This is a genomic window from Pseudotabrizicola sp. (assembly GCF_030656345.1).
Lineage (GTDB): Bacteria > Pseudomonadota > Alphaproteobacteria > Rhodobacterales > Rhodobacteraceae > Pseudotabrizicola.
In genome coordinates, this window is the sequence record NZ_JAUSNR010000019.1 from 341,003 (window position 1) to 361,907 (window position 20,905).

Genomic DNA, 20,905 nt, shown 5'->3' on the forward strand with positions numbered 1-20,905 from the left:
GGAGTATAGCCCTGCGGTAACCTGCAAGAGGCTGTCCCCCGTGTTTTCGTATTTTGAACGGCTCGTGGACCCTTATGGTCCTTACGAGCAGACCGACACCCCGCCGCGCAAACTGTGGCCGTTTCTGAAGCAATACATCCACCCGTTTCGCGGGGTTTTCGCGGTGACGGCCACCTTGTCTGTCGTGTCGGCCTTCGCCGATGTGGCGATGATCTGGTATGTCGGGCGGTTGGTGGACATGCTGTCGACCACCGGGCCGCAGGCGGTCTGGGCGGACCATGGCACCGAAATTCTGACCGTGGCGGCGGCGATTCTGATCTTGCGTCCCATTTTGCTGGTCGCCAATGTGGCGCTGTTGCACAACACCATCCTGCCGAACTTTGGCACCATGATCCGCTGGCGGGCGCATTCCCATGTGATCCGCCAACCCGTGGGCTGGTTCGAGAGCGATTTTGCCGGGCGGATTGCCAACCGCATCATGCAGACCCCGCCAGCGGCGGGGGATGCGGTGTTTCAGACCTTTGACGCGGTGGCCTTTGCCAGTGTGACCGTGGTGGGCGCGGGTATCATGCTGGCTGGGGCCGATATGCGGCTGCTGGTGCCGCTGGTGATCTGGTTTGTGCTCTATGCCGCATTGGTGCGCTGGACCATCCGGCGCGCCGGGCCTGCGGCGAAGGCGAGCTCTGATGCGCGGTCTGCGGTAACCGGGCGGGTGGTGGATGCCTATACCAACATCCATTCGGTCAAGCTGTTCGCGCACCATGATATGGAGATGAACTACGCCCGCGATGCCATCGAGCATGCCCGCGCCACATTCGCCAAGGAAATGCGGATCGTCACCAAGATGGATCTGGCGCTGACCGTGCTGAATGGCGGTCTGATTGTGGGCGTGACCGGCTGGGCGCTGATCCTGTGGTATCAGGGGCAGGCGACGGTGGGCACGGTGGCGGCGGCCACCGCGTTGGTTCTGCGGCTGAACAACATGACCTATTGGATCATGTGGGCCTTCACCTCGCTGGTGCAGGCGCTTGGGATCGTGGCCGAGGGGATGGAGACCATCACCCAGCCGATCCATCTGGTCGACAAGCCGGGGGCAAAGCCGCTGGCGCTGACCGCCGGCAAGATCGAGCTGGACGGGGTGAGCCACCATTACGGGCGCGGGTCAGGCGGGTTGCAGGACCTGTCGCTGACCGTGCAGGCGGGGGAAAAGATTGGCGTTGTCGGGCGGTCGGGGGCGGGGAAATCGACCCTCGTGAAGCTGTTGTTGCGGTTTTACGATACCGAAGGTGGCGTGATCCGCATCGACGGGCAGGATATTGCGCAGGTGGGTCAGGATTCTGTCCGCCGGGTGATCGGCATGGTGCAGCAAGACAGCAGCCTGATGCACCGTTCGGTTCGCGACAACATCCTCTACGGTCGCCCCGATGCGAGTGAGGCCGAGATGATCGCCGCCGCCCGCCGCGCCGATGCGCATGAGTTCATCCTTACGCTGGAAGATCCGGAAGGCCGCAAAGGTTACGACGCGCATGTGGGTGAGCGGGGCGTGAAACTGTCGGGCGGGCAGCGCCAGCGGGTGGCACTGGCGCGGGTGATCCTGAAAGACGCGCCGATCCTGATTCTGGATGAGGCGACGAGTGCGCTGGATTCCGAGGCCGAGGCAACGATTCAGGAGGCGCTGTTTGGCGTCATGCAGGGCAAGACCGTGATCGCGATTGCGCACCGGCTGTCGACCATCGCCGCGATGGACCGGATTGTCGTGCTGGAGGACGGACATATCGCCGAGCAGGGAACACACGCCGAGCTTTTGGTGTTGGACGGGCTATATGCCCGGTTCTGGGCCCGCCAGTCGGGTGGGTTCATCGGGCTTGAGGAGTCGGCATGAGCGTTCTGAAACGGCTGGGCGGGTGGATCGACGCGTTCCGCCCGGCGACTGGGGAACCTCCGCAACAGCTGTGGCCGTTCATGCGCTGGTGCCTGAAAGGCTCGTGGCCGATGCTGGGGCTGGCCGGGGTGTTTTCCTCGGTTGCGGGGGCGACGGAAGTGGTGTCGGCGGTCATTCTGGGCTGGGTGATCGATGCGGCGTTGAGTGCTGGGCCGGAGCGGTTTTTCGGCGATCACGCGGTGCTGATCGGCATGTTCGTGCTGTTCTATCTGGTGCTGCGGCCGATCGCCTTTGGCTTTGCTGCTGCGTCGAACAGCATTGTGGTGGGGCCGAATGTGATGCCGCTGGTGCTGTCGCGGCTGCACCGCTGGACGCTGGGGCAGGCGGTGACGTTTTTCGACAATGACTTCGCCGGGCGGATCGCGCAAAAGCAGATGCAGGCCGCGCGGGCGGTGACGGATGTGGCGACCGAGGTGATCAACACGGTGTGCTTTGCACTGGCATCGGTGATCGGGTCGGTGGTGTTTCTGGTGGTGATCGACGCGCGGATTGCGTTGGCACTGGCGGTATGGCTGGTGGTTTACGTGCTGCTGATCCGGTTCTTCATGCCGCGGGTTCGGGTGAATTCGGCTGCGCGCGCCTCGGCGCGGGCGATGGTGTCCGGGCAGGTGGTGGATACGATCACCAATATCAAGACGGTGAAGCTGTTCGCCCATGCCGCTTTTGAAGACCGGGTCGCACTGAAGGCGATGGAGGTGTTCCGCGAGCGCAGTCTTGAATTCGGCGTGATCTCGACCTGGTTCCGGCTGTCGCTGATGACGGTGGCGGGCGTGTTGCCGGTGCTGCTGATCGGCGGCACGGTGGTGCTGTGGCAGCAGGGGCAGGCGACGGCGGGCGCGATTGCGGCGGCGGGTGCGATTTCGATGCGGATTGCGCAGATGTCGGGCTGGGTCAGCTTTACGCTGATGTCGATCTATACCTCGGTGGGCGAGGTGGAGGACGGGATGAAAACCCTGTCAGCCCCGCACCAACTGGCCGATGCGCCGGATTCGGTGGATCTGGACAAGGTGCGCGGAGAGATCACCTTTGCCGGGGCCAGCTTTGCCTATGGGCGGCGGCGGGGCGGGGTGGAAGACCTGAACCTGACCATTCGCGCCGGGGAAAAGCTGGGGATTGTCGGGGCCAGCGGTGCCGGGAAATCGACCTTGGTTGCCATGCTGCTACGGCTCTATGACTGCGAAAAAGGGGCTGTTCTGGTCGACGGGCAGGATGTGCGCCATGTGACGCAAGAGAGTTTGCGACGCCAGATCGGGATGGTCACGCAGGAAACTGCGATGTTCAACCGAAGCGCGCGCGACAACATCGCCTATGGCCGCCCCGATGCGACCGAAACCGAAATCATCGCAGCGGCCAGTGCCGCCGAGGCGGATGGTTTCATCAGCCAGATGATCGACCACACCGGGCGCAAAGGCTATGCCGCGTTTCTGGGGGAACGCGGGGTCAAGCTGTCGGGCGGGCAGCGGCAGCGGATTGCCCTGGCGCGGGCGTTCGTGAAAGACGCGCCTATTCTGGTGCTGGACGAGGCGACTTCGGCACTGGATTCCGAGGTTGAGGCCAATATCCAGTCGGCACTCGACCGGGTGATGCAGGGCAAGACCGTGCTGGCGATTGCGCACCGCCTGTCGACCATCGCGGCGATGGACCGGATTGTGGTGCTTGACGACGGGCGGATTGTCGAAGAAGGCACGCATGACGCGCTGTTGGCGCAAAATGGCCTGTACGCCCGCTACTGGAATCGCCAGTCGGGCGGGTTCATCGGGTCAGATGAAAAGGAAGCTGCAGAGTGAAACTTACAATAGACCGGCTGGGACACCTTGGCGACGGGATCGCCCAAGGCGAGAACGGCCCGGTCTTTGTGGCCGGGATGCTGCCGGGTGAGGTGGTCGAGGGCGATCTGGAGGGCGACCGGCTGGTCAATGCCAAGATCGTGACGCCGAGCGCCGCGCGCATCAAGCCGCCCTGTTCGCACGCGCGGGCCTGTGGCGGGTGCCTGATGCAACACGCGTCAGATGCGATGGTGGCCGACTGGAAGACGGCGCATGTCGAAGGCGCTTTGGCTGGCCAGGGGCTGCATGCCCCGTTCCGGCCCGTTCTGACATCGCCCCCCCGGTCGCGGCGGCGGGCGACCTTTGCCGCGCGGCGGACCAAGGGCGGGTCGATGATCGGCTTTCATGCGCGCGGGTCGGATGCCTTGGTGCAGATCCCGAATTGTCAGCTGGTGCATCCCGATCTGATGGCCGCGATGCCGGGGCTGGAAGAGCTGGTGCGTCTGGGCGGGTCACGTTCGCAGGAAGTGGCGCTGATGGTCACACGTGCGATTGGCGGGCCGGATGTGGTGGTCACCGGCGGCAAGCCGCTGGATGGCGCGCTGCGGCTGGAACTGGCGCGGGTGGTCGAGGCGCATGCGATGGCACGGCTGACCTGGGACGGCGAGACGGTGGCGCTGCGGGCGACACCAATCCAGACCATCGGCAAGGCACGCGTGGCCCCGCCTGCGGGTGCGTTCCTGCAAGCGACGGAACATGGCGAACACGCCTTGTTAGAGACGGTCCATGAGGCGTTGGGCCCGCAGAAAAAGATCGTCGATCTGTTTGCCGGGATCGGAACCTTTGCCCTGCCGCTGGCCGAGATGGCCGAAGTGCATGCGGTGGAGGGTGACCCCGCGATGGTGGCAGCACTCGATAGGGCCGCCCGCAACACCGAAGGGCTGAAGCCGATAAAGGCCGAAGCACGCGACCTGTTCCGCCGCCCGCTGGAGCCCGATGAGTTCAAGTATGTGACCGGCGTGGTCATCGACCCGCCGCGCGCGGGGGCGGAAGCGCAGATGCGCTGTCTGGCGGAAACCAAGGTGCCGGTGATTGCGATGGTATCGTGCAACCCGGTGACCTTTGCGCGGGATGCCAAGATCCTTGTGCAGGCCGGGTACCGGCTGGAATGGATACAAGTTGTCGATCAATTCCGCTGGTCGGCGCATGTGGAACTTGTGGGCCGCTTCGTTCGGTAGCATATCCCGAAACATAATCCGGACCGGGAGAAGATGATGACGCGCGCAGCAGTGGGTGAGTGGCTGGACAGACCGGTGGTCAGGAATGCCATCATCGGCGTCATCCTGTTCAACGCGGTGATTCTGGGGTTAGAGACCTCGTCGACGGTTATGGTGCGGGCGGGTGCCTTGATTTTGGCTCTGGACACGATCTGTCTTGCGATCTTTGTCGCCGAGATTGCGGCCAAGATCTATGCGCACGGGCCAAGGTTCTTTCGCAGCGGCTGGAATCTGTTCGATTTCGTGATTGTCGGCGTGGCGCTGGTGCCTGCGGCGCAGGGCCTGTCGGTGCTGCGCGCGCTGCGCATTCTGCGGGTGCTGCGGGTGATCTCTGTGGCCCCGCGTCTGCGCCGGGTGGTCGAAGGGTTCATCACCGCACTTCCCGGCATGGGGTCAGTGTTTCTGCTGATGGCGATCATCTTCTATATCGGCGCGGTGATGGCGACCAAGCTGTTCGGCGGGGCCTTCCCGGACTGGTTCGGCGATCTGGGCAATTCGGCCTATACGCTGTTCCAGATCATGACGCTGGAAAGCTGGTCGATGGGAATCGTCCGCCCGGTGATGGAGGCGTTTCCCTATGCCTGGCTGTTCTTTGTGCCCTTCATCATGGTCACCACATTCGCCGTGGTGAACCTGCTGGTCGGTCTGATCGTGAACTCGATGCAGGATGCCCATTCCGCCGAGGACAATCTGAAAACCGATGCCTACCGTGATGAGGTGCTGGCAAGGCTGACCGCGATCGAGGCGCGGTTGAGTAAGGAAGATGACACATCCGTGAGACGCTGAGGCCCGATCCCCGCTAGGCAGGCTGCACGAATTTGAGTATGCCGGTTGAAAAAATGCGGGGCAGTTGTCGATGTGGCTTTATCGGATTGTGGCAGTTCTGGTGCTGGCGTTTGGGCTGACGGCCTGTGGCAACAGCAAGTTCAAAACCTATAACGGCCCGGCGGTCACGTCTGTGCAAGTGCACAAGGCGGAGCGGAAGATGTATCTGCTGCACCATGAGCGCGTGCTGAAATCCTACGATATCGCGCTGGGGTTTGCGCCCGAGGGACACAAGCAGTTTGAAGGCGATGGCCGGACGCCGGAAGGCACCTACATCATTGACCGGCGCAATCCGAATTCGGAGTTCCATCTGTCGATCGGGATTTCCTATCCCAATCAGGCCGACCGCGAATATGCGAAAGCCTTTGGCAACAAGCCGGGCGGTGACATCTTTATCCACGGCGGGCCAAAGCGAAAGGTGTCGCGCCGCGACTGGACGGCGGGCTGCATCGCGGTGACCGACAAAGAGATGGAGCGGATCTATGCGATGGTCAAAAACGGCACGCCGATCCTGATTCTGCCCTGACCTGTTGGCCCGGGGGTCAGCCCCCGGTGACCAGACACCACCAGATCTTGCCGCTTGGTTCCTGATACCAGGCAAAGCCGATCTCGCGCGCCGAGGCGTCAAGAATGACGGCGCGGGTTTCGGGCTCCCGCATCCAGGCGGCCAGTGTGACCAGTTCCGTCTCGAACGTTTCCGAAATCAGCTCGCCTTTCAGTGCCCCGGTATAGCCAACGCGCTGCACCCGGGTCAGCGGCGATGACCCGTCCGATCCGAAATGCCATGGCCGGTTCTGCACCGACATGTCACGCGCATGGGTGGCAGCAGCGGCGTTCAGCGCGGCGTTGAAGGCCAGCGGCCCCGCATTCTGGGCGCGGCGCAGCGAGTTGACGGAATCGAGCAGGCGGAACGAGACTTCGTTCTCGGTGCCGGGGGCAATCTTGTAGACCTGCGGCAGCGGCTGCCCGCTGGCATCAAGCTGTACCGCAGCCGTTTGCTGAACACATGCCGAAAGCAGCCCGACTGCACCAAGGGTCAGCACCATGCGTCTGTTCATCTGAAGTTCCGATCGTTGCGGCCCGCAGGCACATTGCGTCAGCGCTCTTTACCGAATGCGGCCCCGCATTTCAAACCCAACTCTGCGTGACCCCGCCGGTTAACGGCGGTTTGATTTGCGGGTTTTGGCCGATGGGAGTATGAAACCGGCAAAACGTCAATGGCAGGAGACCTCTGATGAGCGTCGAAGATCAGACCAAACTGAACCGCCGGGTTTTCCTGGGAACGGCAGCCGCCGGTCTGGGTGCCGGGCTGGCCCCGGCATTTGCGATGGACGGCTCTACCGAGATGGTCGCCCCGGTGACAAGCGGTTCCGTGCGCAACAACGTGTCCAGCTTCCGGATGCTGCGGTGGCAGGACTATTTCGACAACACCCGCGGCGGGGCGATTCTGGTCGATCTGACATCGCGGGCGCTGCACTACTGGTCGGAAGATCAGGCCACCTACAGGCTGTACCCGACGTCAGTGCCGCTGTCCGAAGATCTGACCCGCCGCGGCCGGACCGAGGTGGTGCAAAAGGTGGTCGCCCCCAGCTGGCGACCGACCCCGTCGATGAAACAGCGCAACCCGGAATGGCCGGATGTGGTCGAAGGCGGCGCACCGGATAACCCTCTGGGATCGCACGCGCTTTACCTGTCGTGGACCTATTATCGCATCCACGGCACCCATGACACGCGCAAAATCGGCCGCCGGTCGTCGAACGGATGTGTCGGACTTTATAATGAGCATATCTCGGAACTATTTTCGATGAGCAAAGTTGGGACTCAGGTGTTGCTAATTTGACGACAAGCCGGTGAGACACGCGATGCTTCAACAAGCCAGATTGCAAATCTTGTGCCAAGCTGGTTATGAAGTCGATACGAGGTACAGTCTTGGGTGCATGCCGTCGCCTCTGCAACATTCGGCGGTATGCTATATCTGGAGGTTATTATGAAGAAACTTGCACTTGCTGCCGCACTTACGGTCGCTGCATCCACCGCTCACGCTGGCGGCATGATGGAACCCGTTATGGAGCCAACCGTTGTCGCTGCTCAGACGTCTTCGTCGGCTGGCGGTATCGTTGTTCCGTTGCTGCTCCTGCTCATCATTGCAGCAGCAGTCTCGAACTGATCTAACGATCACGTTCTAAGGAAAAAGGCGGTGAGAGTTCTCACCGCCTTTTTTCTGTTTTCTGCAAAGGTTTCGCGGGCATGTCCCGCCGCTGGCCGCGTTACCGCAGCCAGCCCGCCAGGTTCTCGGAAATGACGGCCAGAAGCGCTGTGATATGCGCGTCATCGTCGTTCAGGCAGGGAATATAGGTAAAGGTCTCGCCGCCCGCATGCTCGAACGCTTCGCGGATCTCGCCGTTGATCTCTTCCAGCGTTTCGATGCAATCGGCGGAAAAGGCCGGGGCCATCACGGCGATGTTCTTTTTGCCCTGTTTGGCCAGTTCGGCCACATGTTCCACGGTATAGGGCTTCAGCCATTCCTCGGGGCCAAAGACCGACTGGAAAGTGGTGTCGATGCTGCCCTTGTCCCAGCCCAGCCGTTCGCGCAACAGGCGTGAGGTTTTGGCGCATTGGCAATGGTAGGGATCGCCCTCCATCAGATAGCGCTTGGGCATGCCGTGATAGCTGGCGACCAGAACATCAGGCTTGGCTGGCAGGGTCGCATAGACCCGCTCGACCGATTGGGCGAGGGCGTCAATGTATTGCGGATGGTCGAAATACTCCGGCACGGTGCGGACCGACGGCTGACGCTTTTCCTTCATCAGGGCGCGGAAGAATTCGTCATTGGCGGTGGCCGATGTGGCCCCGGCGTAATGCGGATACAGCGGGAAAAACAGGATTTTCTCACACCCGGCCTCCACCATCGCGCGCACCTTTGAGGCCGTCGACGGGTTGCCGTAGCGCATGCAGAAATCGACCATGACACCATCGCCATACTGCGCGGCGATGCCTTGCGCGATCTTGGCGGTCTGATCCTTGGTGATGGTCAGCAGCGGGCTTTCGTTCCGGTCGTGGTTCCAGATCAGCTTGTAATTGGCACCCGAGCTGAACGGCCGTTTGGTCAGGATCACCAGTTGCAGCAGCGGCTGCCAGAGCCAGCTGGAATAATCGACCACACGTTTGTCGGACAGGAATTCATTCAGATAGCGGCGCATCGACCAGTAGTCGTAATTGTCGGGTGTGCCGAGGTTGGCGACGAGCACGCCGATCTTTGCCTGCCGCACCGGCGGGTGATCAGCGGGGGCATGGGCAAGGCGGCCCTGACCGGGCGCGATGACAGACCCCTGCGGGGCATGGTGCACTCCGTGCTTGGCATCGAGCATTATGGTCGTCCTTGGCTGATCAGAGGTTACGCGGGACATATAGGCTTATGCGCCGGGGTCAACCTTTGGCCGGGCCGCGTGGCAGCGGCATTTCCGCCGCATTCAGCACATCGGCCAATCTTTGGGCAGCAGAGCCGGGTTTCAGCGGTTTTGGCTGGCTGTCTGCGGGGGCCCAGCCGGTGAGGCAGATGATCTCGAACGTGGCGGGGATGCGGCCTTCGTTATCGGCATATTGCGCCTGATAGATCTCGGCCGCGCGCAGCAGCACCGCGCGGCGCGTCGGGCGGCGCAGGCGGGCGGAAAGCGCGTTGCCTTCGCCCATCAGGCGCAGGTCGCGCATCAGGTGCAGGGCATCACGGTAGCGCACGGTTTTGGTAAAGCTGTCCGCGACCGGCAGGGCGAAGCCCGCGCGTTGCAGCAGGCCGCCCAGATCGCGGATTTCGCCCATCGGCAGGACGCGAGGGGACAGACCGCCCGATACCTCTGCCTCGGCCTCGGCCAGACAGGCGCGCAGCTCAAACAGGGTCTGGCCGCCGAACATCAGGGCCAGAAACAGCCCGTCGGTGCGCAGGGCGTGGCGGCATTGCACCAGCTGGCCCACCGGGTCATTCGCCCAGTGCAGGCACAGGGCATGGATCACCAGATCATGCGCGCCGGGGGGCAGCGACAGCAGGTCATCATCGGGGAAAGGCGTGCCGATACCGGACCAGAGCTTCGGAAAGCCGGTCACAACAGCGGGCGACGTAAACGTCCTGTTAACCTCGATCAGTCTTTCCTGAACTTCGGCAAACGCCTCATCGTGCAAAAAGAACTCGGTGGCCCGGTCGCGGTTGCGCAACAGGGCGGGGCGGTCTGTCAGGATGGGTGGCGTCTGCATGGCGCGGAAGATGGGGGGAGGCGCATGGGATTGCAAGCAGCGCTGCTGCACATGGTCTATCCGCCGCAATGCGTGGCCTGCGACGCGATGGTGTCGACCGACTTTGGCCTGTGTGGCCGGTGCTGGCGGGAAACACCCTTTATCGCCGGGCTGGTCTGTGACCAGTGCGGCACGCCCCTGCCGGGGGAAGACCCCGGCCATCCGGTGCACTGCGACGATTGCCTGACGATCGCACGGCCCTGGTCCCGCGGGCGGGCGGCACTGCTGTACCGCGACCGCGCACGCGGCATGGTGCTGCAGCTGAAACATGCCGACCGGCAGGAACTGGCCCGGCCTGCGGGCGGCTGGCTGATGCGGGCGGCGCAGCCGATTCTGCAGCCGGATATGCTGATCGCCCCGGTGCCGCTGCACTGGCTGCGGCTGCTCCGGCGGCGCTACAACCAGTCGGCGCTGCTGTCGACCCAGCTGGCGCGGCTGTCGGCGCTGGACCACTGCCCCGATCTGCTGCAACGCCAACGCAACACCCAGAGCCAGGAGGGCAGGGGCCGTGACGGGCGCTTTGCCAATCTGGCCGACAGTATCCGGGTACACCCCCGCCGCCGCGCGCGGGTTGAGGGGCGGCAGGTGCTGCTGGTCGATGATGTGATGACATCGGGTGCCACCCTGGCGGCGGCGGCAGAGGCTTGCCTTGCGGTGGGGGCCGCCGGGATCTGCGTTCTGGTGCTGTGTCGCGTTGCGAAAGAGGGGTAAATCCGTATAGTCCGGCGCAACGCCTTTGTTTGCAGGACCCGAGATGAAAACCGTTGAAATCTATACCACACCCAGTTGCCCCTATTGCATCGCGGCCAAGCGGCTGCTGGACAAAAAGGGCGTCGCCTATTCTGAAACCGATGTCAGCCGCGACCCTGCCTTGCGTCAGGCGATGACCGCGCGGGCTGGTGGGTCGCGCACTGTGCCGCAGATTTTCATTGGCGGGCAGCATGTGGGCGGGTCGGATGACCTGCACGCGCTGGACCATCGCGGCGGGCTTGACCCGATGCTGGCCGACTGATGCGCGTCGGGCTGGTGCAACTGACGGTCAGCGATGACCCGGCGGCAAACCTGGCCGAGACCCTGACGTTGCTGCGTCAGGCGGCGGCGGGCGGAGCCGGGTTTGTGCTGACACCGGAATGCACCAATGCGCTGTCCTCCAGCCGCGATCATCAGCAAGCGGTGTTCCACCATGAAGGCGATGACCCGACGCTTGCCGCCCTGCGGGCTGAGGCGAAGGTACTGGGGATCTGGCTGCTGATCGGGTCGCTGGGGCTGAAGACCCATGATCCGGATGGCCGCTTTGCCAACCGCTCGTTCCTGATCGGGCCGGATGGCGCAGTGATGGCGCGGTATGACAAGATCCACATGTTTGATGTGACCGTGTCGGAGACCGAGTCTTATCGCGAATCGGCAGGCTACCGGCCCGGAGACCGCGCCGTGCTTGCCGACATGCCCTTTGGCCGGGTCGGCATGACCGTGTGCTATGACGTGCGCTTTCCCTATCTGTACCGGGCGCTTGCACAGGCCGGGGCGCAGATCATCACCGTGCCCGCCGCGTTCAACCACATCACCGGGGCCGCGCATTGGGAGGTGCTGCTGCGGGCCCGCGCGATTGAAACCGGGTGCTTCGTGCTGGCCCCGGCGCAGACCGGGTTTCACCCGGAACGCGCGGGCAAGGGGCGTCGGACGCACGGGCATTCGCTGGTGATCGCGCCCTGGGGCGAGGTACTGGCCGATGGTGGTGACGCGCCGGGCGTGGTGTTTGCCGATCTTGATCTGGCGCAGGTAGTGGCCGCCCGTGGCCGGGTGCCGTCGCTGACCCATGACCGTGGGTTTGCCGGGCCATGAGCCAGAATGAGCGCGTTGAAGAAATTGCCGTCGCCCTGTTCGGAGAGCTGTTCATGGCCGACCAGCTGGCGCGCAACCGCATTTCCAAGGTGCTGCCAAAGGGGATGGAGCTGTCGCATTTCGGGGTGCTGAACCATTTGTCCCGGCTGAACGAAGAACGCACCCCGGCCCAGCTGGCCCGTTCGTTTCATGTGACGCGCGGCGCGATGACCAATACGCTGGCAAAGCTGGAATGGGCGGGCCATGTGCATATCCGCCCCGACTGGGATGACGCGCGGCGCAAGTTCGTGGCGATCAGCCCCTCGGGCCGGGCGGCGCGCGATGCCGCAGTGCAATCGGTGGCCCCGCTGATCGCCGAGGTGGTGCAGCAGCTTGGGGCAGAACGGGTGCGCGCGCTGCTGCCGGTGCTGCGTGAAATGCGGACCCGGCTGGAGGATGAGGGCTGAGGTGTCGCGGCTGAACGAAAAGGGCGGTGCATGACGCCGGGAAAGCGGCTGTTCGATATCGTTGCGGCGCTGTTTTTGGGCGCGCTGCTGATTGTGCCGTTTGGCATCCTGCTGATCTTTTTGCTGCTGCGCGAAGGGCGGCCGGTGTTTTACGTCTCGGAACGGATGCGCGCGCCGGGGCGGCCGTTTCAGCTGTGGAAGCTGCGCACGATGTGCGCGGTGGCGGCAGATGCCGGCGTGTCGGGCGGCGACAAGGCCGCGCGCGTGACCCCGATGGGCAGATGGTTGCGCAGGCACCGCGCCGATGAGATTCCCCAGCTGTGGAACGTGCTGAAAGGCGACATGAGCTTTGTCGGCCCAAGGCCGCCGCTGCGCAGCTATGTCGAACGCTATCCGCAGATTTATGCCCGCGTTCTGCAGTCGCGCCCCGGCATCACCGGGCTTGCCACGCTGACCTTTCACAAACACGAAGAGCGGATTCTAAGCGCCTGTCAGACGGCGGAGCAGACTGATGCGGCCTATGTCCGCCGGTGCATTCCGCGCAAGGCGCATCTGGACGAGATCTACAGCAAACGCCGGACCCTTTGCATGGATCTTGTGCTGATGGTGCGGACCGTGCGGCGCAGGCCGCGCCGTGCCGCAAAAAGTGTAAAGGTTGGTCCAAGCCTCTTAACCCGCCGTTAACCATCGACTCCCTATAGCTGACTCCATGCCGCTTGTTGCGACACTTAGTTGGTTCCGGGGTAAGTACATTTGAGCACTGCGGCATCTGGGTTTTTCCTGTGGTTCGTCGGACGCCTGACCAGGCTTCAGAAGCAAACCATCTTGTTTTCAATTGATGTTCTGCTGGCCCCGCTGTCGCTTCTGGCAAGCTATTGGTTTCTGCATCCGGCAACGGCCCCTGTCAGTATGGTGGCTGAGGGGTGGCCCGGCCTTGTGGCGGTGACCGCCTTTGCCGCAGTGGGCTCGCCGCTGCTGGGCATTCCGCGGATCAAGCTCAAGGCGTATGAGGCTGCGGGTGCCATCAGGACGGGCCTGCTGGCCCTGTGTGCCGGGGCCGGGCTGTGGCTGGCCGAAAGCATCGCAGGATTTGACCTGCCTGTTGCGGTTATACCACTGTTTTTGTTAATTTTTACACTGGCGATGGTGGTCACGCGCTTTGCGCTGCTCAGCCTGTTCCTGTCGGTGCTGCGGCAGGGGCAGGTCCGGCGCAACGTGGTGATCTATGGCGCGGGCAGCACGGGCACGATGCTGGCCTCGGCGCTGCGGTCGCATGAAAACATTCATGTGGTGGCCTTTGTCGATGACAGCAAACAGGTGCAGGGCATGACCCTGCTGGGCATCAAGGTTCATCCCGCCACCCAGCTGGAGCGGCTCGTCGCCCGCTATGATGTGGAACGCGTGCTGCTGGCGATGCCTTCGGTGGCGATGGCGCGGCAGGTGGCCATTGTGCGCGATCTGGTGTCACGGGGGCTGGATGTGCACGCTTTGCCATCCTTTGCCCAGCTGGTGGGCACCGAGGTTATTCTGGATGCGCTCGCCCCGGTCTCACCGGGGGTGTTTCTGGGCCGCGATCCGGTGAATGACCTGCGACCAGAGGCGAATGATGCCTATGGCGGCAAGACCATTCTGGTGACGGGTGCCGGGGGCTCGGTCGGGTCTGAACTGTGCCGCCAGCTGATCCGCTATCGCCCGGCGCGGATCGTGCTGTTCGATGTCAGTGAAATCGCGCTGTACCAGATAGAGCGGGAGCTGGCCGAAGTTGCGGGTGCCGCCGGGATCATCTGTGTGCCGGTGCTGGGCACCGTGACCGAGTGGCGTCAGGTCCGCGCTGTGCTGGCCGATCACAAAGTGGATGTGATCCTGCATGCGGCGGCCTACAAGCATGTGCCGCTGGTCGAATCCAACCCGATTGCCGGCATCGTCAACAACGTGCTGGGCACCCGCACCCTGGCAGAGGCGGCACTGGAAGGGGGGGTGAAGCGCTTCATCCTGATCTCGACGGACAAGGCGGTGCGCCCGACCAATGTCATGGGTGCTTCCAAGCGCATGGCCGAATTCGTGGTGCAGGATATGGCGCGGCGGTCGACCAGCACCGATTTTTCCATCGTGCGCTTCGGCAATGTTCTGGGCAGCTCGGGTTCGGTGGTGCCGCTGTTCCGCGACCAGATCCGCAAGGGTGGGCCGGTGACCCTGACCCATGAAGATGTGACCCGCTACTTCATGACCATCTGCGAAGCCGCCAGCCTTGTGCTGATTGCGGGCGGGCTGTCGGCGTCGCGCGGGATGCACGAGGGCGACCTTTTCGTGCTCGACATGGGCCAGCCGATCCGCATCCGGGATCTGGCCGAGCGGATGATCAGGGCGGCAGGCTATACAGTCAGATCCCCGGAAAACCCGAGCGGCGATATCGAGGTGCGGATCATCGGCTTGCGCCCGGGGGAAAAGCTGCATGAAGAGCTGTTGATCCAGCCCGGAATGCTGACCACGCCGCATGAAAAGATCCTGCGGGTGCAGGAACGCGGGCTGACCGGCATGGAAATGGCCACCGCCCTGCGCGATCTGCGCGGTGCGGTGGCACTTGGCAGCGCCACCTCTGCCCGCAGAGTGATGGAAAGCTATGTCGAAGGCTTCGGCCGCTTTGATGCCACGGTCATCCGCCAAAAGCCGGTTCCTCCGGCGCCGGGCCGGTTTGTGGCGCGACCAAAGCGCAGCAAGGTCGGGTTGTCATGATGCAAAGCGGGCGGCTCCATCTGCGGGGGGCAGGGGCGAAAGCTCTGGCAGTCATGGCCGGTGTTGTGATGGCCCTGCTCTGGCTGGTGCCAGCGCAGGCAGAGACCAGGCCGAGCCTGAACCTGTACGGCGCGACCGGGCTGATCGACATGCCGTCGGCTGCAGTGCAACCCGATGGCACCCTGTCGGCTTCCACAGCGCATTTCGGCCCGGTCAGCCGCACCACCCTCAGCTTTCAGATCACGCCGCGCCTGTCGGGAAGCTTCCGCTTTCTGGGAATCCGCGACTGGAACAAGGTGCTGTGCTGTGCAGGGGTCAATCAGTTTGAGACCTATTACGACCGCTCTTTCGACCTGCGCTACCAGATTGTCGACGAAGGTCGCTACAGGCCCGCCCTTGCGATAGGTCTGCAGGATTTTGTCGGTACAGGTGTAATAGCCGGGGAATATCTGGTGGCGACCAAGCATGTCACGCCAAAGGTGGCGGTGTCGGCCGGACTGGGCTGGGGGCGTCTGGGCAGCTATCACTCCATCGGCAGCCCGTTTGGCGACCGTCCCCCGCTTGAGGTGGGAAAGGGCGGCAATTTCAATTTCGGCCAATGGTTCCGTGGCCCTGCCGCCCCGTTTGCCGGGTTGCAATGGCAGATCACCGATCAATGGACGGCAAAGGCCGAATACTCATCGGATGTCTACCACGAAGAGGCGGCGCGGCGCGGCACGTTTGACCGCAGCAGCCCGTTCAACTTCGGGATTGAGTATCAGCGCAATGGCTCTGTGCGGCTGGGGGCCTATGTCATGCATGGCAGCGAAATCGGTCTTGCCGCGCATTTCAGCCTGAACCCGAAGCAGCGGCCCGGCGGCGGAATTGCCAACTCGGCACCTGACGCTGTACAGCCGCGCCCGTCGCGACAGGCAGACCCGGAGGCGTGGTCGACCGCTTGGCTTGACCAGCCGGGCACGCTGGACGCGCTGCGCGCGCGTCTGGCGCGGCGGCTTGCCAAAGATGGCGTTCAGGTCGAATCGGTCCGGTTCGACGGGTCGACGGCGCATGTGAGCATCCGCAATATCAGCGTGGATGCAGAGGCACAGGCGGTGGGGCGCACGGCGCGGGCGCTGACAAAGGTGGCCCCGGCGTCGGTAGACACTTTCGTGATTGTCCCGAGGGTCGATGGCATGCCGGTGTCGCAGGTGGTTCTGCGCCGTGCGGATATCGAAGCGCTGGAGTTCGATGTCGAGGCCGGTGCCAAAATCCTTGCGCGCGCGCAGATACTGCCCGCCCCGGCGGTGCTGCCCGGCGGATACCGTGACCCGGCCGCCTATCCGAAACTGTCATGGTCTCTGGGCCCGACGTCGCGGACGCGGGTGTTTGATCAGACAGCGCCGTTCAAGATCGGCGTGGGGCTGGAACTGGCCGGACGGTATGAACTTGCGCCGGGGCTGGTGCTGAATGGGGCGGTGTCGAAATACCTGCTCAGCACTCTGGATGACCGCCCGCCGCTGCCCACGCGGGGGCGGCTGCACCCGGTGCGGTCGGCAAATTACTTTTACGACCGCGATGGCGATCCGGCGCTGACATCCCTGGCGCTGACCGCGTATCGCAAACTGTCGCCGGAACTTTATGGCCGGGTTTCGTTTGGCTATCTGGAACAGATGTTTGGCGGTGTCTCGACCGAGCTGTTGTGGTTGCCGACAAACCGTCGCTGGGCCATCGGGGCAGAGGTCAATTATGTGGCCCAACGGTCGCCGGACCAGCGCTTCGGCTTTTCCCTTCCTGCAGCGATGTATGAAACCGATGGTTGCGCGCCGGATCTGACCACGGGGGCCTGTGGTGCGCGCGGCAGCTATCGCATTCTTACCGGGCACCTGTCAGGCTATTACAAATTCGACAGTGATTTCCATGTTCAGGTCGATGTGGGCCGGTATCTGGCAGGGGATCTGGGGGCCACGCTGGCGCTCCGGCGCGAGTTCGCCAATGGCTGGAAGGTCGGGGCCTTTGTGACCAAGACGAACGTTTCTGCCGAAGACTTCGGCAGCGGGTCGTTTGACAAGGGCATCACGGTTGAGGTGCCGATGGCGGCTCTGCTGGGCACGCCCACTCCCAAGAAACGGACCGTCATCCTGCGGCCCTTTGGGCGCGACGGCGGCCGGCGGCTGGAGGTGGAGGGACGGCTTTACGACTCGGTGCGGGGCTATCGCGCCGACGGGCTGACCGAACAATGGGGGCGGTTCTGGAAATGAAACGTGCCGTGCGTCCTTGCCTTTTGGCGGTACTGATCACCGCGTCCTGCGGATCGGACCCGTCGCCCACTGTCGGAATGGCCCGCACGGCTCTGGGGTCGGTTCTTGGCACTGCAAAGGCCCCGGCACCGCCCCGGATCACGCAGGCGCTGCTGGCGCAGGTGGTGACCCCGGTGATGCTGGTCACCATCGACAACCGCAAGCAACAGGCGCTGATTGCTGAGATTCAGACCAATCGCGACGTGGCGACATGGTCTTCGGTGGATGATATCACCCTGTCGTTCCGCAACGGGGTGATTGTGGCCACGCGCGGCTTTGGCGCGGATCTAATGGCGGCAGATGTGCCGGAGGTTTCCCCCCGCAGCGGCGGGGAAGCCCACAGCAGGGTTCATACCCTGCTGAACGGCGAGGATCAGGCGGTGCAGACCCGTTATGCCTGCAGTTTCCGCAACGTTGGCATGGAAGTCATTGAAATTGTGAAAATATCTTATGAGGCCACGCATATCGTCGAATCCTGCGCGGGGGGCGGGATGCGTTTTGTGAATGATTTCTGGTTCTCCGGCGATCAGACATTGCGCAAATCAAGACAATGGATCAGCCCCGATGTCGGCTACCTGACCATTGAAGACGTTCGCTGGTGATTTTAACGATAAATGTCTTCTGACATGCACCGGCCTGTAATATGCTACGTTCAAGATCAATCAAAGTGGAGAGTAACGATGTCGCGTTTTATCGCATTCACAGCCGCTCTGGCTATCGCCGCCTCGGCCACCCTCGCTTCGGCGGCGGATATGGCCAGTGACGGGGATGCAATCATCAAGGTTCGGACCAACACCCTGCATCTGTCGACTCAGGCCGCGGGCGCTGGTGCCGGTGCGGGTGGTAGCGGGGCCGGTGCGGCTGGCGCAGGTGCTGCCGGTGCCGGTGCCGCCGGTGCCGGTGCCGCTGCTGCCGGCGTGGGTGCCGGCGCCGCGGCGGCTGTTGGTGGCCTTGCCGCCGCTGCCGCTGCTGCGGCGGCAGTCGCTGTAGGAATTGCTGTGTCAGCCACAACAAACACATCTTCGGGCAGCCACTGATTTCCGGCTCAATGATATTCCGGCCTGACGGATCAGGGCCCGCTTCGGCGGGCCTTGGTTCATACCGATCAAACCCGGACAGGCGACCGGCGCTTTCCCGGCTTTGGCCCTTGCAAGACCGGGGATTCGGGTTTACGTAGATCTCAACAGCGGTTTTGGGGTCCACACCCGAAGCTACCGGATAAAGTTCGCGGGCCGCTTGGCCCGTTTTTTGTTTTTGGAACCCATAGCTCACCGTCATGTCAGACCTTATCGCCAAAACCGCCATCGACCGCCGCCTTGCCGGTATCATCACCCCCGTGATTGAGGGGTTGGGGTTTGAGCTGGTGCGCGTGCGCCTGATGGGTGGCAAGACGCGCATTCTGCAGATCATGGCGGACCGGCCGGATGGCGGCATCATCGTCGAGGATTGCGCCACGATCTCGACCGCTGTGTCGGCGGTTCTGGATGTCGAAGATCCGGTTGAAGAAAATTACGTGCTTGAAGTCTCGTCGCCCGGGATCGACCGCCCGCTGACGCGGCTGAAGGATTTCGAGATGTGGAAGGGCTGGGAAGCCCGGATCGAGACGACCGAACTGATCGACGGCCGCCGCCGGTTCAAGGGCGCGCTGGCCGGGGTCGAGGATGAAGAAATCCTGATCCAGATTGAGGAGAACGGCGAAGAGGTCACCATCGGGCTGCGGTTCGACTGGTTGTCCGATGCCAAGCTGATCCTGACCGATGACCTGATCGCCGAGATGCTGCGCCAGAAAAAGGCCAGCGGCACGTTCGACGAAGCAGACTTCGACGAGATTGACCAATCCGAAGGCGAGGAAGAAGACCCCGCCGAAGAAACAAAACACTAAGACCGGGAGTTGACCGATGGCGATTACCTCTGCCAACCAGCTTGAACTTCTTCAGACCGCCGAAGCGGTCGCGCGTGAGAAGATGATCGACCCGGATCTGGTGATCCAGGCGATGGAAGAAACGCTCGCCCGGGCCGCCAAGTCGCGCTACGGGTCCGAGCTTGATATCCGCGTCAACATCGACCGCAAGACCGGCCGCGCCACCTTTGCCCGCGTGCGGACAGTGATGGAAGATGATCTGATCGAGAATCATCACGCCCAGCTGACCGTGAAGCAGGCCAAGAACTACCTGGCCGACCCGCAGATCGGCGACGAGGTGATCGACGAAGTTCCCCCGGTTGATCTGGGCCGGATCGCCGCGCAATCGGGCAAGCAGGTGCTGTTGCAGCGCGTGCGTGAAGCCGAGCGTGACCGTCAGTACGAAGAATTCCGCGACCGCAAGGGCACCATCATCAACGGTGTGGTCAAGCGCGAGGAGTATGGCAACGTTATCGTCGACGTGGGCCGCGGCGAAGGCATTCTGCGCCGCAACGAGAAAATCGGCCGCGAAGCCTATCGCATCGGCGACCGTATCCGCTGCTTTATCAAGGATGTGCGCCGCGAACCGCGTGGCCCGCAGATCTTCCTGTCGCGCACCGATCCGCAGTTCATGGCCGAGCTGTTCAAGATGGAAGTGCCGGAAATCTACGATGGCATCATCGAGATCAAGGCTGTGGCCCGTGACCCGGGCTCGCGCGCCAAGATCGCCGTGATTTCCTATGACAACTCGATTGATCCGGTCGGTGCCTGCGTCGGTATGCGCGGCAGCCGGGTTCAGGCTGTGGTCAACGAGCTGCAGGGCGAGAAGATCGACATCATTCCATGGAATCAGGATCAGGCGACCTTCCTTGTGAACGCGCTGCAACCTGCCGAAGTGTCGAAAGTTGTGATCGACGAAGAGATCGGCAAGATCGAAGTTGTGGTGCCGGATGAGCAGCTGTCGCTGGCCATCGGTCGCCGCGGCCAGAACGTGCGTCTGGCCAGCCAGCTGACGGGTCTGGACATCGACATCATGACCGAAGCTGAAGAATCGGCCCGCCGTCAGGCTGAATTCGCGGAACGCACCAAGCTGTTCATGGACGCGCTGGATGTGGACGAGATGATGGCGCAGCTGCTGGTTGCCGAAGGCTTCACCAATCTGGAAGAAGTGGCTTACGTCGAAGTGGACGAGCTGCTGTCGATCGACGGGTTTGACGAAGGCACGGCGGCAGAGTTGCAGGCGCGCGCCCGCGACAACCTGGAAGAACAGGCCCGCAAGGCGCTTGAAACCGCCCGCAGCATGGGCATGGAAGAAAGCCTGATCAACTTTGAAGGTCTGACCCCGCAGATGCTGGAGGCGCTCGCCAAAGACGGCATCAAGACGCTGGAAGATTTTGCAACCTGCGCCGACTGGGAACTGGCCGGCGGCTGGACCACCGAAAACGGACAGCGCAAGAAAGACGATGGCATACTGGAGACATTTGACGTGAGCCTGGAAGAAGCCCAGACCCTGGTGATGACGGCACGCGTCATGCTGGGTTGGGTGGACCCGACCGAAATGGAACCGGCGACAGAAGAAGATGCCGAAGCCACGGAGGCCGGGGCCTGACCTCA

At 63.0% G+C, this 20,905-nt stretch carries 21 protein-coding genes; 18 read left to right on the forward strand and 3 right to left on the reverse strand.

What is annotated here, in order from left to right:
- Positions 1–40 precede the first annotated feature (40 nt).
- The 5 genes from Q7J44_RS11985 (at position 41) to Q7J44_RS12005 (ending at position 6,336) form a co-directional block, all read left to right on the forward strand.
- Positions 41–1,882 carry an ABC transporter ATP-binding protein gene (locus tag Q7J44_RS11985; protein WP_304880156.1) on the forward strand — a complete coding sequence of 614 codons (1,842 nt, stop codon included), beginning with the start codon at positions 41–43 and terminating at the stop codon, positions 1,880–1,882.
- Positions 1,879–3,729 carry an ABC transporter ATP-binding protein gene (locus Q7J44_RS11990; protein WP_304880158.1) on the forward strand — a complete coding sequence of 617 codons (1,851 nt, stop codon included), beginning with the start codon at positions 1,879–1,881 and terminating at the stop codon, positions 3,727–3,729. Before Q7J44_RS11985 ends, Q7J44_RS11990 begins: the two co-directional genes overlap by 4 nt.
- On the forward strand, positions 3,726–4,946 hold the full coding sequence (locus Q7J44_RS11995; protein ID WP_304880160.1) for a class I SAM-dependent RNA methyltransferase: 1,221 nt from the start codon (positions 3,726–3,728) through the stop codon (positions 4,944–4,946). The genes Q7J44_RS11990 and Q7J44_RS11995 overlap by 4 nt, the downstream gene beginning before the upstream one ends.
- Positions 4,947–4,979: 33 nt before the next feature.
- Positions 4,980–5,771 (forward strand): ion transporter, encoded by a 792-nt coding sequence (locus Q7J44_RS12000; protein WP_304880162.1) that lies wholly within the window; start codon positions 4,980–4,982, stop codon positions 5,769–5,771.
- A 70-nt stretch (positions 5,772–5,841) separates the two neighbouring features.
- Positions 5,842–6,336: a murein L,D-transpeptidase family protein gene (locus Q7J44_RS12005; RefSeq protein ID WP_304880380.1), complete on the forward strand. Its 495-nt coding sequence runs from the start codon at positions 5,842–5,844 to the stop codon at positions 6,334–6,336.
- A 16-nt stretch (positions 6,337–6,352) separates the two neighbouring features.
- Here the strand turns inward: Q7J44_RS12005 and Q7J44_RS12010 are convergent, their stop codons facing one another.
- Positions 6,353–6,868 carry a CAP domain-containing protein gene (locus Q7J44_RS12010; protein ID WP_304880164.1) on the reverse strand — a complete coding sequence of 172 codons (516 nt, stop codon included), beginning with the start codon at positions 6,866–6,868 and terminating at the stop codon, positions 6,353–6,355.
- Positions 6,869–7,044: 176 nt separating this feature from the next.
- Here Q7J44_RS12010 and Q7J44_RS12015 point away from each other — a divergent pair, with 176 nt between their 5' ends.
- Both Q7J44_RS12015 and Q7J44_RS12020 read left to right on the forward strand, forming a co-directional pair.
- A complete protein-coding gene (locus Q7J44_RS12015; protein ID WP_304880166.1) occupies positions 7,045–7,650 on the forward strand; it encodes a L,D-transpeptidase in 606 nt (201 codons plus the stop codon).
- Positions 7,651–7,797: 147 nt separating this feature from the next.
- Positions 7,798–7,977 carry a hypothetical protein gene (locus Q7J44_RS12020; protein WP_304880167.1) on the forward strand — a complete coding sequence of 60 codons (180 nt, stop codon included), beginning with the start codon at positions 7,798–7,800 and terminating at the stop codon, positions 7,975–7,977.
- 100 nt (positions 7,978–8,077) lie between these two features.
- Here the strand turns inward: Q7J44_RS12020 and hemH are convergent, their stop codons facing one another.
- Together hemH and Q7J44_RS12030 are read right to left on the reverse strand one after the other, a co-directional pair.
- Positions 8,078–9,178, reverse strand: coding sequence for a ferrochelatase (hemH, locus tag Q7J44_RS12025; protein WP_304880169.1), 1,101 nt, complete (start codon positions 9,176–9,178; stop codon positions 8,078–8,080).
- A gap of 58 nt (positions 9,179–9,236) precedes the next feature.
- Complete coding sequence (locus Q7J44_RS12030) at positions 9,237–10,055, reverse strand: SAM-dependent methyltransferase (RefSeq protein ID WP_304880171.1); 819 nt, start codon at positions 10,053–10,055, stop codon at positions 9,237–9,239.
- A 24-nt stretch (positions 10,056–10,079) separates the two neighbouring features.
- On the opposite strand from Q7J44_RS12030, the gene Q7J44_RS12035 reads away from it, so the two are divergent.
- The 11 genes from Q7J44_RS12035 (at position 10,080) to nusA (ending at position 20,900) form a co-directional block, all read left to right on the forward strand.
- The gene (locus Q7J44_RS12035; protein ID WP_304880173.1) at positions 10,080–10,805 is read left to right on the forward strand and encodes a double zinc ribbon domain-containing protein; all 726 of its coding nucleotides are present in this window, start codon (positions 10,080–10,082) and stop codon (positions 10,803–10,805) included.
- A gap of 43 nt (positions 10,806–10,848) precedes the next feature.
- Entirely contained in the window at positions 10,849–11,106 is a 258-nt protein-coding gene (grxC, locus tag Q7J44_RS12040) for a glutaredoxin 3 (protein WP_304880174.1), read from the forward strand.
- On the forward strand, positions 11,106–11,936 hold the full coding sequence (locus Q7J44_RS12045; RefSeq protein WP_304880176.1) for a carbon-nitrogen hydrolase family protein: 831 nt from the start codon (positions 11,106–11,108) through the stop codon (positions 11,934–11,936). The genes grxC and Q7J44_RS12045 overlap by 1 nt, the downstream gene beginning before the upstream one ends.
- Positions 11,933–12,382, forward strand: coding sequence for a MarR family winged helix-turn-helix transcriptional regulator (locus Q7J44_RS12050; RefSeq protein ID WP_304880177.1), 450 nt, complete (start codon positions 11,933–11,935; stop codon positions 12,380–12,382). The genes Q7J44_RS12045 and Q7J44_RS12050 overlap by 4 nt, the downstream gene beginning before the upstream one ends.
- Before the next feature lie 30 nt (positions 12,383–12,412).
- Entirely contained in the window at positions 12,413–13,066 is a 654-nt protein-coding gene (locus Q7J44_RS12055; protein ID WP_304880179.1) for a sugar transferase, read from the forward strand.
- A 141-nt stretch (positions 13,067–13,207) separates the two neighbouring features.
- On the forward strand, positions 13,208–15,115 hold the full coding sequence (locus Q7J44_RS12060; protein WP_304880181.1) for a nucleoside-diphosphate sugar epimerase/dehydratase: 1,908 nt from the start codon (positions 13,208–13,210) through the stop codon (positions 15,113–15,115).
- 53 nt (positions 15,116–15,168) lie between these two features.
- Positions 15,169–17,352 carry a YjbH domain-containing protein gene (locus Q7J44_RS12065; RefSeq protein WP_304880183.1) on the forward strand — a complete coding sequence of 728 codons (2,184 nt, stop codon included), beginning with the start codon at positions 15,169–15,171 and terminating at the stop codon, positions 17,350–17,352.
- Positions 17,349–17,993, forward strand: a complete 645-nt coding sequence (locus tag Q7J44_RS12070) for a YjbF family lipoprotein (RefSeq protein ID WP_304880185.1) — start codon at positions 17,349–17,351, stop codon at positions 17,991–17,993. The genes Q7J44_RS12065 and Q7J44_RS12070 overlap by 4 nt, the downstream gene beginning before the upstream one ends.
- A gap of 78 nt (positions 17,994–18,071) precedes the next feature.
- Positions 18,072–18,428 carry a hypothetical protein gene (locus Q7J44_RS12075; RefSeq protein WP_304880187.1) on the forward strand — a complete coding sequence of 119 codons (357 nt, stop codon included), beginning with the start codon at positions 18,072–18,074 and terminating at the stop codon, positions 18,426–18,428.
- A gap of 239 nt (positions 18,429–18,667) precedes the next feature.
- On the forward strand, positions 18,668–19,273 hold the full coding sequence (gene rimP / locus Q7J44_RS12080) for a ribosome maturation factor RimP (protein ID WP_304880189.1): 606 nt from the start codon (positions 18,668–18,670) through the stop codon (positions 19,271–19,273).
- A 16-nt stretch (positions 19,274–19,289) separates the two neighbouring features.
- Positions 19,290–20,900: a transcription termination factor NusA gene (gene nusA / locus Q7J44_RS12085; protein ID WP_304880191.1), complete on the forward strand. Its 1,611-nt coding sequence runs from the start codon at positions 19,290–19,292 to the stop codon at positions 20,898–20,900.
- Positions 20,901–20,905: the final 5 nt, after the last annotated feature.